Annotated in this window: 17 protein-coding genes and 5 pseudogenes; 11 read left to right on the plus strand and 11 right to left on the minus strand. The window is 59.7% G+C overall.

Annotated elements, in window-relative coordinates:
• Window positions 1–12 precede the first annotated feature (12 nt).
• Window positions 13–306, plus strand: a complete 294-nt coding sequence (locus AC097W_RS09685) for a hypothetical protein (protein ID WP_479602295.1) — start codon at window positions 13–15, stop codon at window positions 304–306.
• 117 nt (window positions 307–423) lie between these two features.
• Here the strand turns inward: AC097W_RS09685 and AC097W_RS09690 are convergent, their stop codons facing one another.
• The gene (locus AC097W_RS09690) at window positions 424–648 is read right to left on the minus strand and encodes a hypothetical protein (RefSeq protein ID WP_479602296.1); all 225 of its coding nucleotides are present in this window, start codon (window positions 646–648) and stop codon (window positions 424–426) included.
• Here AC097W_RS09690 and AC097W_RS09695 point away from each other — a divergent pair.
• Window positions 636–1,076 (plus strand): hypothetical protein, encoded by a 441-nt coding sequence (locus tag AC097W_RS09695; RefSeq protein ID WP_479602297.1) that lies wholly within the window; start codon window positions 636–638, stop codon window positions 1,074–1,076. The two genes, AC097W_RS09690 and AC097W_RS09695, sit on opposite strands and share 13 nt — an antisense overlap.
• Window positions 1,077–1,731: 655 nt before the next feature.
• Window positions 1,732–2,451: a DUF4395 domain-containing protein gene (locus AC097W_RS09700; RefSeq protein WP_479602298.1), complete on the plus strand. Its 720-nt coding sequence runs from the start codon at window positions 1,732–1,734 to the stop codon at window positions 2,449–2,451.
• A gap of 51 nt (window positions 2,452–2,502) precedes the next feature.
• On the opposite strand, the gene AC097W_RS09705 is transcribed toward AC097W_RS09700, so the two are convergent.
• The 3 genes and pseudogenes from AC097W_RS09705 to AC097W_RS09715 all read right to left on the minus strand — a co-directional run bounded on the left by AC097W_RS09705 (window position 2,503) and on the right by AC097W_RS09715 (window position 4,876).
• On the minus strand, window positions 2,503–2,721 hold the full coding sequence (locus tag AC097W_RS09705) for a hypothetical protein (RefSeq protein ID WP_479602299.1): 219 nt from the start codon (window positions 2,719–2,721) through the stop codon (window positions 2,503–2,505).
• Window positions 2,722–2,737: 16 nt separating this feature from the next.
• A pseudogene (locus AC097W_RS09710) lies at window positions 2,738–3,208 on the minus strand (MFS transporter); the annotation flags it as partial.
• 201 nt (window positions 3,209–3,409) lie between these two features.
• Window positions 3,410–4,876, minus strand: coding sequence for a transposase (locus tag AC097W_RS09715; RefSeq protein ID WP_479602300.1), 1,467 nt, complete (start codon window positions 4,874–4,876; stop codon window positions 3,410–3,412).
• Window positions 4,877–5,092: 216 nt separating this feature from the next.
• On the opposite strand from AC097W_RS09715, the pseudogene AC097W_RS09720 reads away from it, so the two are divergent.
• The 6 genes and pseudogenes from AC097W_RS09720 (at window position 5,093) to AC097W_RS09745 (ending at window position 10,304) form a co-directional block, all read left to right on the plus strand.
• Window positions 5,093–5,454: pseudogene (locus AC097W_RS09720) on the plus strand (nuclear transport factor 2 family protein).
• A 281-nt stretch (window positions 5,455–5,735) separates the two neighbouring features.
• Complete coding sequence (locus AC097W_RS09725) at window positions 5,736–5,924, plus strand: hypothetical protein (RefSeq protein WP_479602301.1); 189 nt, start codon at window positions 5,736–5,738, stop codon at window positions 5,922–5,924.
• 58 nt (window positions 5,925–5,982) lie between these two features.
• Window positions 5,983–6,075, plus strand: a pseudogene (locus AC097W_RS09730) (transposase); the annotation flags it as partial.
• Between the two features lie 89 nt (window positions 6,076–6,164).
• Window positions 6,165–6,416 (plus strand): hypothetical protein, encoded by a 252-nt coding sequence (locus tag AC097W_RS09735; protein ID WP_479602302.1) that lies wholly within the window; start codon window positions 6,165–6,167, stop codon window positions 6,414–6,416.
• Between the two features lie 39 nt (window positions 6,417–6,455).
• Window positions 6,456–9,236 (plus strand): XrtA/PEP-CTERM system TPR-repeat protein PrsT, encoded by a 2,781-nt coding sequence (prsT, locus tag AC097W_RS09740; protein WP_479602303.1) that lies wholly within the window; start codon window positions 6,456–6,458, stop codon window positions 9,234–9,236.
• A 252-nt stretch (window positions 9,237–9,488) separates the two neighbouring features.
• Window positions 9,489–10,304, plus strand: a complete 816-nt coding sequence (locus AC097W_RS09745) for a PEP-CTERM sorting domain-containing protein (RefSeq protein WP_479602304.1) — start codon at window positions 9,489–9,491, stop codon at window positions 10,302–10,304.
• Window positions 10,305–10,646: 342 nt separating this feature from the next.
• On the opposite strand, the gene AC097W_RS09750 is transcribed toward AC097W_RS09745, so the two are convergent.
• The 5 genes and pseudogenes from AC097W_RS09750 to AC097W_RS09770 form a co-directional block, all read right to left on the minus strand.
• Window positions 10,647–11,201, minus strand: coding sequence for a hypothetical protein (locus AC097W_RS09750; protein WP_479602439.1), 555 nt, complete (start codon window positions 11,199–11,201; stop codon window positions 10,647–10,649).
• Window positions 11,156–11,932: pseudogene (locus tag AC097W_RS09755) on the minus strand (MFS transporter); the annotation flags it as partial. The gene AC097W_RS09750 and the pseudogene AC097W_RS09755, both read right to left, overlap by 46 nt.
• A 361-nt stretch (window positions 11,933–12,293) precedes the next feature.
• Window positions 12,294–12,993 (minus strand): annotated as a pseudogene (locus AC097W_RS09760) (catalase-related domain-containing protein); the annotation flags it as partial.
• Window positions 12,981–13,268, minus strand: a complete 288-nt coding sequence (locus AC097W_RS09765; protein WP_479602305.1) for a hypothetical protein — start codon at window positions 13,266–13,268, stop codon at window positions 12,981–12,983. The pseudogene AC097W_RS09760 and the gene AC097W_RS09765, both read right to left, overlap by 13 nt.
• 231 nt (window positions 13,269–13,499) lie before the next feature.
• The gene (locus AC097W_RS09770; protein WP_479602306.1) at window positions 13,500–13,817 is read right to left on the minus strand and encodes a hemerythrin domain-containing protein; all 318 of its coding nucleotides are present in this window, start codon (window positions 13,815–13,817) and stop codon (window positions 13,500–13,502) included.
• Here AC097W_RS09770 and AC097W_RS09775 point away from each other — a divergent pair.
• Window positions 13,816–14,157: a hypothetical protein gene (locus AC097W_RS09775; protein ID WP_479602307.1), complete on the plus strand. Its 342-nt coding sequence runs from the start codon at window positions 13,816–13,818 to the stop codon at window positions 14,155–14,157. The genes AC097W_RS09770 and AC097W_RS09775 overlap by 2 nt on opposite strands.
• 183 nt (window positions 14,158–14,340) lie before the next feature.
• On the opposite strand, the gene AC097W_RS09780 is transcribed toward AC097W_RS09775, so the two are convergent.
• Window positions 14,341–15,624, minus strand: coding sequence for a phospholipase D-like domain-containing protein (locus AC097W_RS09780; protein ID WP_479602308.1), 1,284 nt, complete (start codon window positions 15,622–15,624; stop codon window positions 14,341–14,343).
• A 377-nt stretch (window positions 15,625–16,001) separates the two neighbouring features.
• Here AC097W_RS09780 and AC097W_RS09785 point away from each other — a divergent pair, with 377 nt between their 5' ends.
• The gene (locus AC097W_RS09785; RefSeq protein WP_479602309.1) at window positions 16,002–16,172 is read left to right on the plus strand and encodes a hypothetical protein; all 171 of its coding nucleotides are present in this window, start codon (window positions 16,002–16,004) and stop codon (window positions 16,170–16,172) included.
• Between the two features lie 89 nt (window positions 16,173–16,261).
• Here AC097W_RS09785 and lpdA read toward each other — a convergent pair whose 3' ends face one another.
• Complete coding sequence (gene lpdA, locus AC097W_RS09790; RefSeq protein WP_479602310.1) at window positions 16,262–18,118, minus strand: dihydrolipoyl dehydrogenase; 1,857 nt, start codon at window positions 18,116–18,118, stop codon at window positions 16,262–16,264.
• Window positions 18,119–18,126 lie beyond the last annotated feature (8 nt).

Raw genomic sequence — 18,126 nt, forward strand, 5'->3', positions numbered from 1 at the left:
CGAAGCCAGCTAATGGATCGATTCTTTACGCCGAAGTCCAAGAACGCCCGCTACGCGCAACGACCAACCGAGGTGCGGGCCGGTGCATACGGTGCTGATCTGGCCGCCTCACTGAATCAAAAGGAAAAACTCACCAGGAATGGCTGGGCTTGGACAGGTTTGGGACTTGGGTTCATCGTTACTGTTGGCGCCGGACTGGTTGCACAGGTTCCGGGAGGCGGCGAGATTGCCAGGCTTAAACCGCAGGGACACAAACTCTATTTCCTCGGCGCACTGACTTCGCTGACCTACGGGTTCTCGCTGTGAAGCTGCCATGAAAATGCAGATCACACGACTTGTGCTACTTGCAGCGGCCCTGGCAGTGGTCAGCGCGTCGTTGGTGGTGAAATGGCGTTTCGACAACGACCTGCAGCGCGCACGTGCTCACGCGGCACAAGGTGGCGTGTTGCTGCCCACCCGCTGCGGCCCGATCGAGTATCCGAAGTCGGGCTCCGGTGTGCCTTTGCCGGCGCGCTGGCAAAGTACGGCATTCGGATCATTGCGATGTCCCGCTTCGGCTACTTGCGCACGCCCACGCCGCCCGAGCTTCTCGCGCATGCCAGCCCGCCAAAACGGGCGCAGCCATGACACCGCGAATGCCTTCATCATCCGCAGCATCCCTACTGACGTTCTTCGCGCTTGCGTTTGTCTGGTCCTGGACATGCTGGTTGCTCGCACCCGTGCTGCAGGCGGAGCGTCCATTTGCGGCGACCGCGCTGTCATTGGCGGGCGGCTTGGGGTCGAGCCTAGCGGCGGTGATTGTGATGGTCTACGGCAGCGGCATTGGGGGGCTGCGCCGCTGGCTGGTGTGGTGCATGCGGTGGCGCGTCACCAGCGTGTTGCTGGGCGTAGTTTGGGCGGTCTGGCACCTGCCGCTCTTCTACAGCGCAGGCACTGAGCAAAGCCATCTGCCCATGGGGTTGTATGCGCTCAGCGCGGTCGCCTCCTCGGTGCCGTTCACGTGGTTGTTCAATTTGAGCCAAGGCAGCGTCATTCCCGTGCTGGTGCTGCACACCGCGGTCAATGCTTGGTCCTGACAGCCATCGCGCTGCTGCTCCGCGGCGAACGAATACCCAACAAGGTCGTGGGTCCTGACTAGGACTTCGCCTCACATGGAAATGGAGTATGGGCATGGTGCCATTGTCGCCAGGGCCTTTACGCGACGTTCTGCTCGATGGTTGCCGCGTTGCGGCTGGCCATGCGGGCGTGCGGCGCGACAGGCATTCGGGGGCTGCTCAAACGGTCCTTCGACTTCCGGCGCATCGCCGACAAGCAGTGCTACAGGCCCGACCTGCTGATGCCCGTAGGTAGTGCTTTGGAGGACGCGGTCTGGATTTTGAGGTTCCAACGAGATGCCAACTTGAAATAAAAAGCCGTGCAGCCCCTGTAGAAATTGCATGGACAGCTATTTATTTGATAGCAATTTTGGCTGATCTGATTCGCTTACTTGCGCGGCGGTGGCAAGTCGGTACAGCTACTGTGCGCCACTTCTGCTGCCATGCCGATGGCCAGGACCTTGCCGTGGCCGTGGGCCTCGGGTAAACCATCAAACGGCCCCCCTTCTTTACATAACTTTAATACCCCCCGGGGATGTAATATAAGCACATACGGATTTAAAATCCCTTACGGTGCCGGCTCGCGGGTTCCGCAGCAAGGCTACCCCGTATGCAGTCCTAACCGAGGCCTTACGTCATGTTGTCGAAAAAGTTGTTCTCGTCCATCGCGCAAGTGTTCAAGCAACTCTGGTTCCTCGATCCGCGCGCCGAGCAGCCCTATATCAACGATATCGCTGTGCGCATCCGCGCCGGCCTGTTGCTGGCTATTCCTCTGTACATGGGCTTCACGCTGTACGAGGCCGTCTACGGCTCGCACTGGATCGTCACCGGCAATTCGGTCCGCGACACCTTCGACACTGACTTCGACGGCCACATCCTCTACAGCGTCGAGGCCATTCGCCGCACACTCGATTATTCGAAGCAGACCTGGGTGCTGATGTACGCCTTGTTCGAGATGCTGGCGGGCATGTCCGTCATCACCTCGCGGCTGTCACCCACAGTGCTGATCAGCAGCTTCCTGGCCAAGACCCATGAGCCCGTATGGAAGCCGCTCATACCCAAGCGCTTTGCCTGGTCCATCGGTGCGACCTTCATCTCGGTGTGTCTGGTCTTCTTCAATCCGGAGGTGTTCGCCGGCTTTGTCAACTGGGTCGCCCACAGCGCCGTCCTGACGACCACCTCCAACTACATGCCCAAGTGGATTCCGCTGGTTCTGGTCTGGGTCTGCGTCGGCTTTATGTGGATGGAAGCCGTCTTGGGATTCTGCGTCGGCTGCAAGGTGCATTCCCTAGGCGTAAAAATGGGCCTGCTAAAGGAGGAGTGCGAGGCCTGCAACAACCTGAGCTGGCAAAGCTAAGGTCCTGCGCTGCCCAGTTCCCAGGTGCTGCCTATCAGCATTGCACCCCGTTCAATCCTTGAAGACCACTCCCAGAACACTCAGCTTTTTTGCGTACGAATCCCTGCGTTTTTCCGCTTTGGCAGCGGTTTCGACCGCCGCCTGAATGGCCAAGGGCCCCTTTTTTGCAACCACTTTGATCAATCCGAACTTGTGCGCAGCATCTGCCTGCGCTCTTCTGTAAGCAGCGATGAGTTCGGGGTGGGGGGTGTTCGGGATAGGTTGGTTCATATGGCCCTCATTGTCATCACACAAGCTCTGCGCTGCCCTTGCTCACGCTTTCACCGTCTTGTGGCCGCAGGGTCCAGAACGCTGCCGATGACACCATGGTCAACACCGCCAGCGCCAGGAACGCGTGGTGCAGCGAAGCGGTCACCGCCACGCGGTCTGACTGCGGCAGGCCGCCTAAAAAATACGCCGTGATCAGCGAGCCAAAGGCCAGGCCAAAGCTCATGGACATTTGCTGCAGTGTGCTGGCCAGGGTACTGGCCGTGGCCGTGTCGGCGTCGTTGATGTCGGCGTAGGCCAAAGAGTTCATGCTGGAGAACTGCAGCGAGTTGAACAGGCCCGATTGCCACGCCGGAAAGCCCAGGCCCAACTGGTACAGCAGCGGAAGCAAAAACGGCATGCCGCCCACCCCCAGTCGCGTAGCAAAGCCACCCAGCACAGACACCCGAAACGTGCGCGTGGCAAACAAAGACAAGCGCAACGGCGGATACGGACGGATAGGCGATTCAACCACATGGGGCCAAGTATCGCACCGTTGAAACTCCCTCAATCCGTGTGAAACGCCCGATTTACTAGCCCAGGTACCAGGTTCACCACCAGCGCTTGGTGTTCAAGAGCGAAAATTGCGGTGCGCGGCATGTATGGGGCGCAGGGCCAGCCCGCAGAGAGTCAAAACCGCCGCCGCAACCAGTCACCAACCTGTGCGCTGATCGGCACAGTAATCGGGGGCCGGTTGCTCTGCCAGATCCCAGTCCGGCTCGACCGCAACACCCTCAACCGCCTGCGCATCGCAGTCGTCCCACAGCGGTGGCCCGCGCGCCGGAGCTATGTGTGGGGGCTCGGGGTCGACCCCAATGTGGTTCAGGATCTTCCTGATCTGTGAGCCCTCGGTGACACAAGCGATCGGGCGCATCTGGCCACCGCACATCGGGCACAGCAGCGGGAACACCTCGTAGATTCTGGCGATCAGCACTGCCCATAGATAGTGCGCTGGGCGCTTGGGCGGCACCGGCACCGGCTGGACAGGCTGGACAGGCTCGGCCTGCGCCGTGGCCGGTTGCGTCGGCGGCATCGCTGCGCCCTGTGCCAGCGCCGTGACCGCACAGCGCAGTGGTGAGTTCGGTGCCAGCACTCCGAAGTAGCGGTGCCGATGGGTGCGTGGGGGCGGCACCAGGGCCGCAATGCGGTCGATCAGCTCCAGTGGCGTGAGGGTAAGCTCGTCTGCTTTTGCACCGCGCTTGTCACTGGTGGGCTCACTGCGCTGCTTGGCGCAGCGGTACACCAAATCGTTTCCCTCTTTGCGCAGCCGATCCAGGCCAGCGCGGTCGTGGGCGTCAATGCACACCCCCGCATCGACCGAGAAGCCGCTGTGCTGGTAGGCCAGCATCTCTTCGGCGTCAGCCTTCTCCAGCAGTCCCCAAGCGACGAAGGCACGCAGGATGCGCTTTTGCAAGGTGGCCTGCACCTGGGCCACGCCATACGCATCGATTGCACCGGCCGGGTGGAAGATGACACCCGGCGGTGGGGCTTGCACATCGGCATCGGCATTGACATCAACGTCGCCCTCGCCCACCATCGCCTCAAACACCCCATCGACCACACAAACATGGAAGTGCACATGTTGGTTCAGGCTGGAGCCAAAGCGGTGGATGAAGGCGATTGCGCCAATGTGCAGGGCCGCATTGTCTACCTGCGCCGCCCCTGGGCTGCTGGACTGCAGGCTCTGCGCGATGACCCGCAAGAAAATACGCAGCACCATGTTGAGCACTGGCCCGTCGCGCTGCATGAAGTAGCGCAAGCGCTTTGGCACGGACAGCACCCACTGGCGCACCGGCAGGCGGGGGAAGACGTGGTCCGTGAGGTGCGCCGCCGTCTCCACCATGCGTCGTGTGTTGCATGAGGGGCAGACGCCACGGCCTTTGCAGGAATAGGCGACAAAGTAGTCATGCCCGCAGTCGTCACACCACGCCCGGGCAAAGCCGTGCGCGAAGATGCCGCATTCCAGGTATTTGCGAAAAGTCTGGCGGACATAGGGTTTTGGCGTGTGGTGGTCGCCTTGCCCGTCAAACTGGCCTGCACTGGCGAGTTCATGCCAGGTCTCAAAGTGTTCGGCAATCGTTTGGTAGAGCAGCGTGCGCTCAGGGTGGCAACCCGGCAAACGGCGACAGTGCCGAGGCGAGTGCCATCCCTGCCGTGTACCAAATCACCAAGCGCCCCTGCTGCGCCGCGCTGGCGCGCTTGGCCAGCAGCACCAATGTTGGCGCACGCACCACTGAGGCGCGGACGAGACCGTCACCAACCTGCGTCAGACCGCGGCCCAGCTTACGGGTGAACTGCGAGCTGCGCGATGAACAACCGCTTCGCCGCCGTCGCGATGGTCCTGAACGACTACTTCGAAAGCCTGTACCGCAGCGATTCAAAAATCCTGCGGCGGTTTTTTCATTTCTCGGCACTCTACGCCTGCGCAACGGACGGCACCCTGCTCACCCTGCAGATGGATGCATATTTCCGATCATTGATAAGCGGCCATCTCCAGGGAGCCGTGGCGATCCCACGACGGACCGCATTGTTGCCATCGAGTTCGCGGGGCCGGTCACCGCCTTGGCGCGCGTGGAATGCTCCGTCTTGCCCATGCGTTTCATTGATCTGCTTACGCTGGTCCACATAGATGGGCGCTGGCGATTGATCTGGAAAGTCTTTCACGACGAGTTGGCGCAAGGCCTTCGGATCGACTGAAAATCCAACATATTTCCGATTCAAAATGCAACTTATATTCATCGGTGATCCCATGTGCGCCTAGTGTTACAGCTTTGGCAATGAGCCGATCTGCAGAGCAGTCGTTATGGCACGGATCATCGCACCCGAAGCCCCATTGCTCGTAGTGTTTCGTGCTCTAAAGCGCGTTTTATGTCGACGGACTGGACACTACCGATGCGCATGTTTTCGCCCGCACCACAGCAAATTCGCTGACCGCATTGGGGTACGCAACGTCCACGACTACCGTGCTGAAGTGTTTCATGGCTAAGGAAACCATTGCGCAGACGGGCGAAGATTTCGCCACGGCCAAGCTTTGGGGAATTCATGGTTTTCCCGCGCTCCTGCTGCAGAGGAATGGCAAGTTGCGCTCCGTGACACACGGGTATATGAGTGCGGCAGATATGCGGTTGGCGTTGCGATCCGTTGCGTGCGAGGTCAGCGAAGCGTGACGGCACCACCGTGAAGCTGAGAGCGACCAAACTAGGCATGAGTTGATCCATCCAATAAGCGCGCATGCTGAGCATGTACTTAGTCCAGCAGTGGTACGGTCTGGCTGACGAAGCCGTGGAAGACGCGGTCTACGACTCGCAGGCACTGCGTAACCGCTCGGCTCAATGCGCTGTTGCCTTGCGTAGTTTGTACACGGTCAGGGGAGAGCTACGCCCATAGCGGGCCAAGGGGCGCCATAGGTGTCAAAACAAGCCTCGAAAGAGGCGAAAAAACTAAAAATTCGGTGGAGCGCAGAAAAATATATGCGCTACGCCAACGCCACGGCAAGACTTGATTTGATCCGCGTTTCCTTAGGAAAATCAAGAATTCAACATCCAGTTCAGACATGCCCCGATTTTGCGATGGGGGACAGCACGGGTACCACCAATAATGCTACTGGATATCGCCACAATCACTTGGCTTCGGGAGCGCAATTCATCGCAGCTTACTAGAATAGCCGGCGTGGTGGTTTACGAGACTTGAGGATTTTTATGATGGCCAATACCAATTTCTTTGCTAAGCGCACGCTGCTACTAGCGTTCTTACTGCTCATTGGCGCGTGCGGAAGCAAGGGTGAAGACGAATTGCTTGTCTCGGCCGAAAGGTACTTGCAAAAGAATGAACTCAAGGCCGCAACGATCGAGCTTAAGAATTTGCTGCAAAGCAATCCTTCATCTGCGCCAGCCCGCTTTTTGCTGGGGAAGACCTTGTTTGACGCGGGCGATATGCCAGGGGCCGAGATCGAGCTCAGGAGGGCTTTGGAGCTCGGTCACCCGCAATCTGCAGTCGCGCCGGTCCTGGCCCGTGTCTTGTTGGCGCGCCAGGAGCTCAAGAAACTAATCGAACAGTACGGTGACCTCGCGCTAGACGACAAAGCGGCCATGGCAGCCGTCCAGGCGCAGGTCGCATTGGCATATGCCGCGCAGGATCAACACGCCAAGGCCCGTGAGGTCATAGTCAATGCGCTCAGGTTGGCGCCACAGTCCCCATCCGTGTTGCTCGCCAACGCACGTATCAAAGCGGCAGTGTCAGATTTCGACAGCGCGTTGGCTGCGCTCGACGAGATGTTGGCCCGCACACCGTCTGATTTCGAGGCGTTGCAATTTAGAGGATACGTGTTGCTTCATGGAAAGAAGGACCAGAAGGGCGCCATTGCAGCCTACAAGCAGGCACTCGTGGTCAAGCCGGACGATCCATCGGCCCACTCGATCCTGATTTCGCTCTATCTGGTGCAGCGCGATGGAAATGCCGCCAGCAATCAATTCGAAGCGCTCAGGACGGCACTCCCCGATCACCAGTTGACCAAGTTCTACGATGCCCAAATCACCTTTGCAAGGGGTGAATTTGTGCGGGCCCGCGAACTCGCACTCGACTTGGTGCGTCTCGCGCCGAGCAACGCGGCTTTTCTTCAACTGGCCGGCGCAATAGAACTCAAGCTCGGCGAGCTATCCCAAGCCGAGACCTACCTGACCCAAGCGGTGCAACTGGCGCCGCAATTTGGGGGAGCCCGCACGCTGCTGGCCCAACTCTATCTCCGAACGGATCGGCCGGCCAAGGCGACGTCGATCTTGCGCCCGATGCTCGATCGACCTGGCGCAGATTCCGAAATTCTGATGCTTGCCGGGCATGCAAACCTGCTGGTGGACGACACAAAAGCGGCCGACGTTTATTTCAAACGCGCCGCCGCGCTCAAACCCGGCGACAGTGCTCCCCGCAGCGCACTAGCCCTGTCCCAACTGTCCAAAGGCAATACAGAGGCAGCATTCAGCGAACTGCAGTCCATCGCCGCGAGCGAACAAGGCATTGAGGCGGACTTGGCCTTGATCGGTGGGCACATGCGACGCCGCGAATATGACCTTGCCATGCGGTCAATCGCAGATATGGAAAAAAAGCAACCCCAAAACCCGATCGCTGCCGACCTTCGTGGCAGGGTGTATTTGCTGCGCGGCGACCTTGCCGGCGCCCGAAAAAGTTTCGAGCAAGCAGTGGCCCTCAAGCCTGGCTACGTGTCTTCGGTCATCAAACTTGGGGCCATCGACCTGATTGAGAAAAAGCCGGAGGCAGCCGAAACGCGGGTACGCGAACTGCTCAAGGCAGATCCCAAAAACGTTCAAGGCTGGTTAGCCTTGGCGGACCTCAAGCGCAGGGGCGGCGGTACGCCGGGCGAAGTCGCAAAATTGATGGGCGAAGCTATCACCGCCAACCCGACCGACCCCGAACCGAGGCTTGCGCAAATCGACTTCCACCTAGGACGTGGGGACATCCCCGCGGGACTCGCGGCGGCGCAAGCGGGCGTCGCCGCGATCCCTATGAGCGCCGAGTTGATGGACCGCCAGGCCCGGGCCTTAATGGTGAGCGGCGATCTCAACCGTGCCAGCAGCACTTTTGCCAAGATTGCGGCCGAGCATGCGGACTCCGCACTTGGCTACCTGGGGCTTGCCGAAATCAACGTGGCGAATCGAGACTACGCGGCCGCAGCCAAGAATTCGAAGCGTGCCCTCGAATTGGCTCCCACATCTGAATCCGCACAACAGCTTTCTGTCATCGCCGCCATTCAGCAGAAACGACCAAAAGAAGCGCTCGCAGTGGCGCAGATGATGCAGATCCAACGCCCGAACGACGCGATTGGGTGGATCTTCGAAGGAGACATCGAGATCGGCGAAAACAACTGGGATCGCGCACAGAATGCGCTCCGTCAAGCCATCAGCAAACCGAATCCGGCGCAGGCACCAATGCGTCTGCACTTCGCCCTGCTGGGTGGCAAGAAAGCCCCAGAAGCCGATAAATTTGCGGCTAGCTGGATCGCTGCCCACCCCCAGGACATGGCATTCCTGACCTATTTGGCCGGAGTCGCGACCAACCGCAACGATGCGGTGCTCGCTGAAAAATACTACCAGCAGATTCTCAAGTTTCAGCCTGAAAACGCCTTTGCGTTGAACAATTTGGCATGGGTGTTTATCAAACAAAAGCGCCCGGGTGCGGTCGCCCTGGCCGAGCGCGCGCTCAAGAGCGCCCCCGCGCAAGTTGAAATCATGGACACACTTGCCTCTGCTTTGTCGAGTGAAAACCAGCACGCAAAGGCCATCGAAATGCAAAAGAAGGTGATTTCGCAAGCGCCCAACACCCCGGCCTATCACCTGACGATGGCCAAGATCTATTTGCAGGCGCGTGACCCGGCGCTCGCGAAGGCAGAACTCGAAGGTTTAGCGAAAGTCAAGGAAAACTTTCCCGGTCGTGACGAAGTGGCCCCGTTGTTGAAGTCGTTGCCGTAATCCTGAAACCGGCCGAGCCACTCTACCGCCCGTTCGTTCGCTCGCCGTCGCTGTCGAAAAAGCTTACAGCTCAATCAATTCGGGCTGACGAGCAGGTAGTAAATCATTGTTTTTAATGGATTTTTTAACTTTGGCCCGGTTATTGCTTATATTTTTTGCGTTAATTACATCTGAAGTGCCTCAGGTCCGGGCGGTGTGTTCGAAAACCTGTTTCAGATACCTTCAACAGTCTCAATTTCAAGGAGAATAGCCATGATCAAGCGTTTTCTCGTCGCGACAGCTTCCGCCGCCGCACTATTGGTAGGCTCTGCCGCCTATGCAGGTCCGTTCATTCTGGCTGGGACGGATGCCGATGACCATGGCTTCGCCAGTGGTGGCAACCAACAAGGGTGGCTGTTCATGCAGAAGGCCCTGGAAAATTTGGGCGCTGGTGTCACCAACGGCAATAAAGTCGTCACAATTTTGGGAAGCACCAGTACTGCTAGCACTGCTGCCAATTCGGCATTCAACCTTTCGAGTTTGGTAGGTGCGGGATGGACCGTCAACACGGTCCTGGTCTCGAACTTCGGCACTTTCTTCACTGGCGCTGGCCTCGCCGCTTCCGGCATCCTGATGATGGACTCCGGAGGTAACGTTGGTGGTGGTGTTGGCGGAAGCAGCTATACGCCTTACGCAACCGACATCAACAACTTTCTCGGCGCTGGCGGCGGGCTGTTTAGCCAAGCCAACGGCTACCAGTGGTTGTCTACCCTGGTACCAACGTTAACGGTTGTCAACGAGTCAGGATCGGGTCTTGGCCTTACAGCGGCTGGCAATACTGCTTTCCCCGCGTTGACCAATGCTGATTTGAGTTCAGGCCCTTGGCACAGTTCGTTTAGCACTACGGGTGCAATCCCGGTTCTCGCAGTCTCCGACAACGGTAGCACTTTGAACCATGCCGTGATCATCGGTGGGGCTACTGGCTCCATCACCGACCCTGGTGGCACTGTGCCTGAGCCAGGTTCACTGGCTCTGCTCGCAGTGGCTCTGGGCGCGGCTGGCATGTTGCGCAAGAAAAAAGCAGCCTAAAAGCCTGTCTCTTGACAAAAAACCCGCCCGCATGGCGGGTTTTTTTTGGCCTCGAGAGGCCGCCGTTCGGTTGCAGACGCGGGCAAGCGCACGAAAGGGGCCGACCTCCGTCAATAGGGCGGGCAAAATGCTGCACACACCCCGCATTTTTTACCTGCATTTCAAAGTCGCTGTTTCACGCTGCACGCTTTGGTTCTAGCGACGGATAGATGCTATGGGTGCCCCCTTCGCCGCGGGGCTATCAATCGGAGCTCCAAAATGCAAGTGCGAGTGAGGCGTTGGCGGCCACCAGCGAGGAGCTGTCCGGGCAGGCGGAGCAGTTGCAGCAATCGATTTCCTTCTTCAACCGGGTGCCAGCTCGCCAGGGGATCGAGGTTTTTTGAATGCGTAAACCGCAGCAAGCAGTCCGGAAAGCACCAGAAAACTCATCGGCAACACGAATTGCATATCTTTCAAGGCGGGGTTCTGCGGCAACAGTTGGCTGACAAATCCGATGCGCGCAAAACTGCTGATGGCCAGAACCGAGAAGAAGCTGCCCATGAATTGACCTTCCGCGCCGCGCGTTCCGAATGCACAGGCCTGCTCCAACAAGCCGGCAAATGCTGCCGCCCAGCCGACCCCGGTCAGCAGTTGCATCAGAATGAGGACTCCCAGACTGCCTGCGTCCGCAGCAGCGTAGCTGACAAGCGCTGTCAGCAGCAGTCCACCGGTGGCCACAATTAATGCACCGAGGCGCTTGATGATCGCGCCGACGACCAGCAGGGCCGCGAAGAAGCCGACCCACAGCAAAGGCATCAGCCAGGGTATTTTTTCCTTGGCGGCAAAGGTCAAATACTGAGGCGCCGCATTGACAAAGGCAAGCGCAACAGCGGATACGGCACCCGCCCGGCATGCCATCCATAGGCCGCCAGCAGCCCCAGCGCCACAGCGGCCAGCATGGCCACCGTGCCACCGGGCAAGGCAATCTCGCCGAACACCTCCAGCAGCCACGACAGCAAACCGGCGCCGCTGGCAAACAGCAGCAAGCCCCGCACATCCAGCGGGCGCGGCGTTTCGCTTTTGTAGTTGGGCATGTAGTTTTTGGCAAACCACAGCGCCAGCAGGCCCACGGGTATGTTTACAAAAAAGATCTCGCGCCAGGTGAACCAGTGCACGATCAGCCCACCCACGGTGGGCCCCAACAGCGGCCCCAGCAGGGCCGGAATGATGACAAAGTTCATGGCCTGCAGCAGCTCGCCCTTGGGGAAGGTGCGCAAAATGGCCATGCGGCCCACCGGCATCATCATGGCCGCCGCAATGCCCTGCGGCACGCGGGCGGCAATCAGCATGGTCGAATTCACCGCCAGCCCGCACAACACCGAAGACAGCGTGAACAGCGTTACCGCCAGCATGAAGATGCGCCGGCTGCCATAGCGCTCGGCCAGCCAGCCACTGATCGGAATGCTGACCGCCAGACTCAGGATGTAACTGGTCACCACCGCCTTCAGGCTCAATGGGGTCACGCCCAGGCTGGCCGCCATGGCTGGAATGCCGGTGTTGACGATGGTGGAGTCCAGCTGCTCCATGAACAGGGCGGTGGCGACCACCCAGGGGAGGTAACGTTTTGTTGTAGCGGAACTGGTGACCATGGCAAATGGTACCCGGGCCAACCCCGTGCAGCAGCGGCTGCGCTTTGCCCGCTGAGACACAAGCACCTGGTGGGTTTGCTGCCCTCCGTCACCGGTTTACGAGTCAAATCGGCCTCCAGCCCCCGTGGAATATGCGCAATCTCGCCAATCATGTCGCCTGCATGCGTGCCGATCATGCCGCCGCCCAGGACCTTGCCGTGGCCGGAGGCGGTCCAAGGGAACAGGCCCCTCCGTACCTTGATGCCTTGGGCCTTGGCCTGGTCTTCGGGCATGAGGGGCAGGCGCACGGCTTGCGAGCCTGCCGCAATGATGGCGTTCTTGAACGCAATCACTTGTTTGGCGCCGGTTTTTTCTTGCGCCGCAGCCGGGGCGCGATCAGGTGCGCCGTGGCGCCGGCCGCTTGCAGCGCCGCAGTCATCAACGCGAGCGACTTGGCGTCAACACCATCGGCCACCAAGATGGCCACGCTGCGCGAGCGCACACCGCCATCACCCGGCAGCGCGGTCAGCGACAATGCTGGCGACACATTCACCAGGGACGACAGCATGCGCTCGCGAATCGCGGGCACCGTGACCTTGCCGAGCTCAAAGCGGAAGCCACCCACAATGTGCGCTTGCTCCACGCCGGTCTGGCTCTCATAGAACAGGGTGGCCTGGGTGTAGTGGTCGACAAACTTCTCGGGTTTGCCACGCAGTTTGTCACCTTGCCCGTCATCTAGCGGCTGCGGAAACGACACAAAGCCCTTAGCACCCGCCTGAAACGGGCAACCGCCGCCGAGGGAGTTGGGCTCATACGCAACCCCTCCCCGGGGAATAGCCTGGCGGTGCGTTGATCGGTATCTCGTGGAAGTTGGTGCCGCCCAGCCAGCAGCATGTCAAAGCTGAAGGCATCAGCTTGGGCTTCGGTAAATATTTGCAAGCCCTGTTCCCACTCCGGGTACTCGCCGGCCTCGATGAGGTGTGCACGCCAAAGCCCTGCATCATGCGCAGGCTGCGCGGGATAACGCGGTCGGACATGACCCACATCAGCGTGTGTGTGGTCTCAGGGCTCAGCGAGGCGAACGGGGCGGCTTGCCGCCGGGGCCGGGAACCATACGCTCGCGGAGCTTTGCGTCCAGGCCAGGGGTCGCGTGCATGTCGGTGTCGACCAGGCCGGCGTCAATATCGCGCTTGGCCTGGACCATCAACGGATCGGGCGCCTTGGCACTGGGGTCGGTCGATTCGTCGCGTTCGTGCGGCAGAGCCAGACCCGCGTTTGAGAGGGGCGCTCTCGCATCGCGCGGCGGAGTGGGCTGTTGGCGTCCAACAGGACGCCTGTTCATTGGGTTCATGGACATAGGACACTCTCCAATAGGTGACGGGTGGGCGTGAACGGAATGGGTGAAGCGCTTCACGCCAGCGGCAACGGTCAGCGCCTTCGACCCATTCGTAGCGTGTCTCGCGCAATTGATCGGCCTTCGTATGCAGCGCCTCTGTGGTGGCCGCGGCCGCTGCATGTGAGCCAGGGGGCAATGAACGTGCTGTTGGATGGACGGCTTCGTTCATCAAGTTCTCCCTTCAAATTTGATTCAGGCGACCTGCGCCAACAGCTCATCTGTGCGGGCGGCCATGCGTGCACCGAGGTCGACCGTGGCTTCTGGCACCAGCAGCTTGTCCTTGAGCGCCGCCTTCACGGCCGGGTAGAAAATTTCTTCCTCAATTTGCGCATGCACGGTGAGCGCTGTGCATATCTTGGCCACCAGGGCCTTTTTATTAGCAATCGAAAGGGTCTTCTCGTACTCAGCAAACACCTGGCTCACAGCCGCGTGGTCGGCCTTGAGCAGGGCGATGACGTCCTTAGGTGCAGGCTTGGCCTTGGCAGGACCGGTGGTTTTGGCAGTGATCATGGGAACTCCTGTTGGCGAAGATCAAGTCAGACGCCGAAAAATTCGACGGCTCGCACCTTACGCTGCGAAAGAATCGCAGGGAGTCGCACTAAGGATTTCTGTGCGCTTGCGCACCAAGATCGTGTCAAATGCAGCGCTTGACGGCTTGTCGCCCATGGCGGGCCAAAAAAAAATCATCATGTCCCTGAGCGCGAAGGGGGCTCTTGCAACGCATGGCTCAGGTGCACCCACGCACGAAGAACAACAGCAGCAAAATTGGGACTGGGATTCCCACGAGCCAAAGCAAAATCCACCCCATCTTTCCTTCTTCTTTGTGTCGCATAGCAATCTTCCTTTCTGATAAATGCGTAACGCATGGTTCATTGCACCGCGGATGAAATAGTCTGTCGGTACGCCAACCCACACATGCGCAGGTCGCTATAAGCCGGCTGACGCGCATACCTGAAAGTTGATCAGGCGTTGCCGCTCTCGTGTAGGAGCGGAAGAATCAACTATTGCTCTTCAGACTTGAATACGCAGTCCCTCACAGTTGTGTGCCTATCAGCGATGCGATCGACTCGCCAAACCTCTCGCGCAGCGGGCGGTCCTGCCACTCGGCGTAGGTCACCTGGTGCGACAAAGCCAAATCAGCTTCAAAGCTTGTTGTCTGTGTGCTTGCGAAGGCCTTGTCAACGACGTTCAACGTCGCCTCATCGTTGAGGCGAAAGGAACGGTTGTCGAAGTTGGTGGAGCCTACCGAGGTAAGCAGACCATCGACGATCATCACCTTGCAGTGGTACATCGTGGGGCTATACTCCGCGATGACTGCGCCAGCGCTGAGCGAGGCACCCCAATTGGCCCTTGAAGCACCGCGAACAGCATCGCTGTCGATGTGCTCACCTGGAACGATGATGCGCAGCTTGACACCCCGTTTTTGCGCATCCACCAAGGTGCGCAGCGTCAGGGCATCTGGCACGAAATAGGCCGCTGACAGGTCGATCGAGCGTGACGCCGCGGTGATGGCAAGCAGATACATCAGTTGCATCGACTCACTGCCCCCGCTGGGCGAACTGCTGAACATCTGCGCCGCTTCCTGCCCTGCCGTCTTCAGGCCTGGAAAGTAGTCCGGCCCATGCAGCACGTCACCGGTCACCTTGATCCAGTTGTCGATGAACACCGACTGCATTTGCGCCACCACCGGGCCCTCAACCTGAAAATGCGTGTCGCGCCAGTGCGCCGGGTCTTGAGCGCGACCGGTCCACTGCGGCGCGACGCCCACGCCGCCCGTGAACCCGATGCGACCGTCAACCACCAGCAACTTGCGGTGGGTCCTGTTGTTCAAGCGCCCCAGATGGGACCAGTGCGGCGGATGAAACTTGCGCACCTGGACGCCGGCACCCCGCATGGCGTCGAGCATGCTGTCGTCCAGCTTGGCACTCCCGACCCAATCGAGCAGCACCTGAACCTTCACGCCCTGGCGCGCCCGCTCGGACAGCGCATCGGCAAACGCCTGACCGATGTCGCCCGACCAATAGATGTAGGTCTCGAATGTGATCGACTCCTTTGCGCTGCGAATGGCTGCGAGCATGGGCGGAAAAATTTCGTCGCCGTTCGACAGCGCGGTAATTTTGTTTCCGGTCAGAAACGGCGGACCCAGCAGCACGCCCAGTTCGTTCAAGAAGCGCGGATCATCGAGCGCATAAAGGCGTTCGATCCGACGCTCAATTTTTGTTTCTCCGCCCATGAAATTCGACACCAGCAGAACGGCGATGAAAGCGAGGCCGGTCACGCCCGCCACAACAACAACCCAACGCGGCAAGTCTGGCATGGTGTTCTCAGTCGGCTATCGCATCACTCAGCCCTACATCGGCAGCGGCGTGGGCAACGGCGCAGGCGGTGGCGAGGGAAACGGTGCCTGTTGTGGCGGCGGCATAGGCGATGGTGGCATCGGCACAGGCGGCATCGGTTCTGGTGAAGGTGATGGCATTTCGATGTTCATGTGGGTTTGTTTCATGCGTTCATTTTTTGTGCTGTCATGTCTGCCGTCTGTGCGTTGGCGCACCAGGCAAGCACAGCACAGCTGGGGCATCGGGCCCGTTTGCTGCCGTACTTCATCGGAACCCCTTGCTCGGCTGCTCACGCATGCAGCAGATGCTTTGGAAGGTGGTTCCAAGCCGGCCAAGATCGTTGACCTGGTGCCGCCGCATGGGTATCGAAGCATTGGCGGCCGACCAGACCTGCGAGCAGGCCGCAGGCCCCGGCTACAAGATGCTGCTGGCATCCAGTATCAGTGGCAGGTTTGCGCTGCTGGGTGGCGACGAGTATTGGGTGCACAACGCAATGCAGGCCGAAAAGAACTGCTGGAAGTCGAATTAAGCACAAAAAAGCCGCGCAGCCCCCGAAAGAATTGCGCAGCCAGCTACTGAATTGATAGCGGGTTTACCGGCTTGTTCTGACTGACTGACTTACTTGCGCACCGGCGGCAAATCCGTGCAACTACCATGCGCCACTTCAGCCGCCATTCCAATGCTCTCGCCCAGCGTCGGATGCGGGTGAATGGTTTTTCCGATGTCCACTGCGTCTGCACCCATCTCAATGGCCAGCGCAATCTCGCCAATCATGTCGCCGGCGTGCGTGCCGACCATGCCGCCGCCCAGAATCTTGCCGTGGCCATGCGCCTCGGGGCTGTCATCAAACAGCAGTTTGGTGACGCCTTCGTCGCGGCCGTTGGCAATAGCGCGCCCGGATGCGGTCCAGGGGAACAGGCCCTTCTTGACCTTGATGCCTTGGGCTTTGGCTTGGTCTTCGGTGAGGCCAACCCAGGCCACTTCGGGGTCGGTGTAGGCCACACTGGGGATGACGCGGGCGTTGAACGCTGCGCTGGCCAGCTCTTTGTTGCCTTGCAGTTCACCGGCAATCACTTCCGCTGCAACGTGGGCTTCGTGCACGGCCTTGTGCGCCAGCATGGGCTGGCCCACGATGTCGCCAATGGCAAAGATGTGGGGCACGTTGGTGCGCATCTGGATGTCGACATTGATGAAGCCACGGTCTGTGACGGCCACGCCGGCTTTTTCGGCGCTGACCTTTTTGCCGTTGGGCGTGCGGCCCACAGCTTGCAAGACCAGGTCGTACACCTGCGGAGCGGGGGCCGTGCCACCCTCCTCTGCTGCGGCAAACGTCACCTCAATGCCTTCGGGCAAGGCGCGGGCGCCCACCGTCTTGGTCTTGAGCATGATGTTGTCGAAACGCGGGGCGTTCATCTTCTGCCAGATTTTGACCAGGTCGCGGTCCGCACCCTGCATCAGGCCGTCAAGCATTTCCACCACGTCCAGGCGTGCACCCAGCGTGCTGTACACCGTGCCCATCTCCAGACCGATGATGCCGCCGCCCAGGATTAGCATGCGCTTGGGGACTTCTTTGAGTGCCAAGGCGCCGGTGCTGTCCACCACACGCGGGTCTTGCGGCATGAAGGGCAGGCGCACGGCTTGCGAGCCTGCCGCAATGATGGCGTTCTTGAACGCAATCACTTGTTTGGCGCCGGTTTTCTCTTGCGCCGTGCCGCTGGTGGTCTCCACTTCAACATGGTTGGCACCCACAAACGCGCCGTAGCCGCGCACGATGGTGACCTTGCGCATTTTGGCCATAGCGGCCAGACCGCCGGTGAGCTTGTTGACCACCTTGTCTTTGTGGCCACGCAGCGTGTCGATGTTGACCGTTGGCTTGCCAAAGTCCACACCCAGTGCGGCCATGTGGCTCACTTCGTCAATGACGGCCGCCACATGCAAAAGTGCCTTTGATGGAATGCAACCCACGTTCAGGCACACGCCGCCAAGCGCTGCATAGCGCTCCACCAGAATGACCTTGAGGCCCAAATCCGCGGCGCGAAATGCAGCTGAATAGCCACCAGGGCCGGCGCCCAGCACCAGCAGGTCGCAATCCAGATCGACCGTGCCCGCAAAGCTGGAGGCAGCGGGCGCTGCAGATGCTATGGTTTCAGTAGCTGCTTGCGCAGATACGACGGGGGCTACAGCCGGTTTTGACTCTGAAGGTGCCGCCACCGAAGCGGCAGGCGCCGCAACTTCGCCGGCCACTTCGAGCATCAGCACGAGGGAGCCTTCTTTGACCTTATCGCCCAGATTGACTTTGAGCTCTTTCACCACACCGGCGTGGCTGGACGGGATCTCCATGGAGGCCTTGTCCGACTCCACGGTAATCAGGCTTTGATCGGCCTTGATGCTGTCGCCCGGTTTGACCATCAACTCGATGACCGTGACTTCGTCGAAGTCGCCAATGTCCGGGACTTTGATTTCTACGATTGCCATATCTTTTC

The sequence above is a fragment of the Rhodoferax sp. GT1R46 genome (assembly GCF_056521285.1).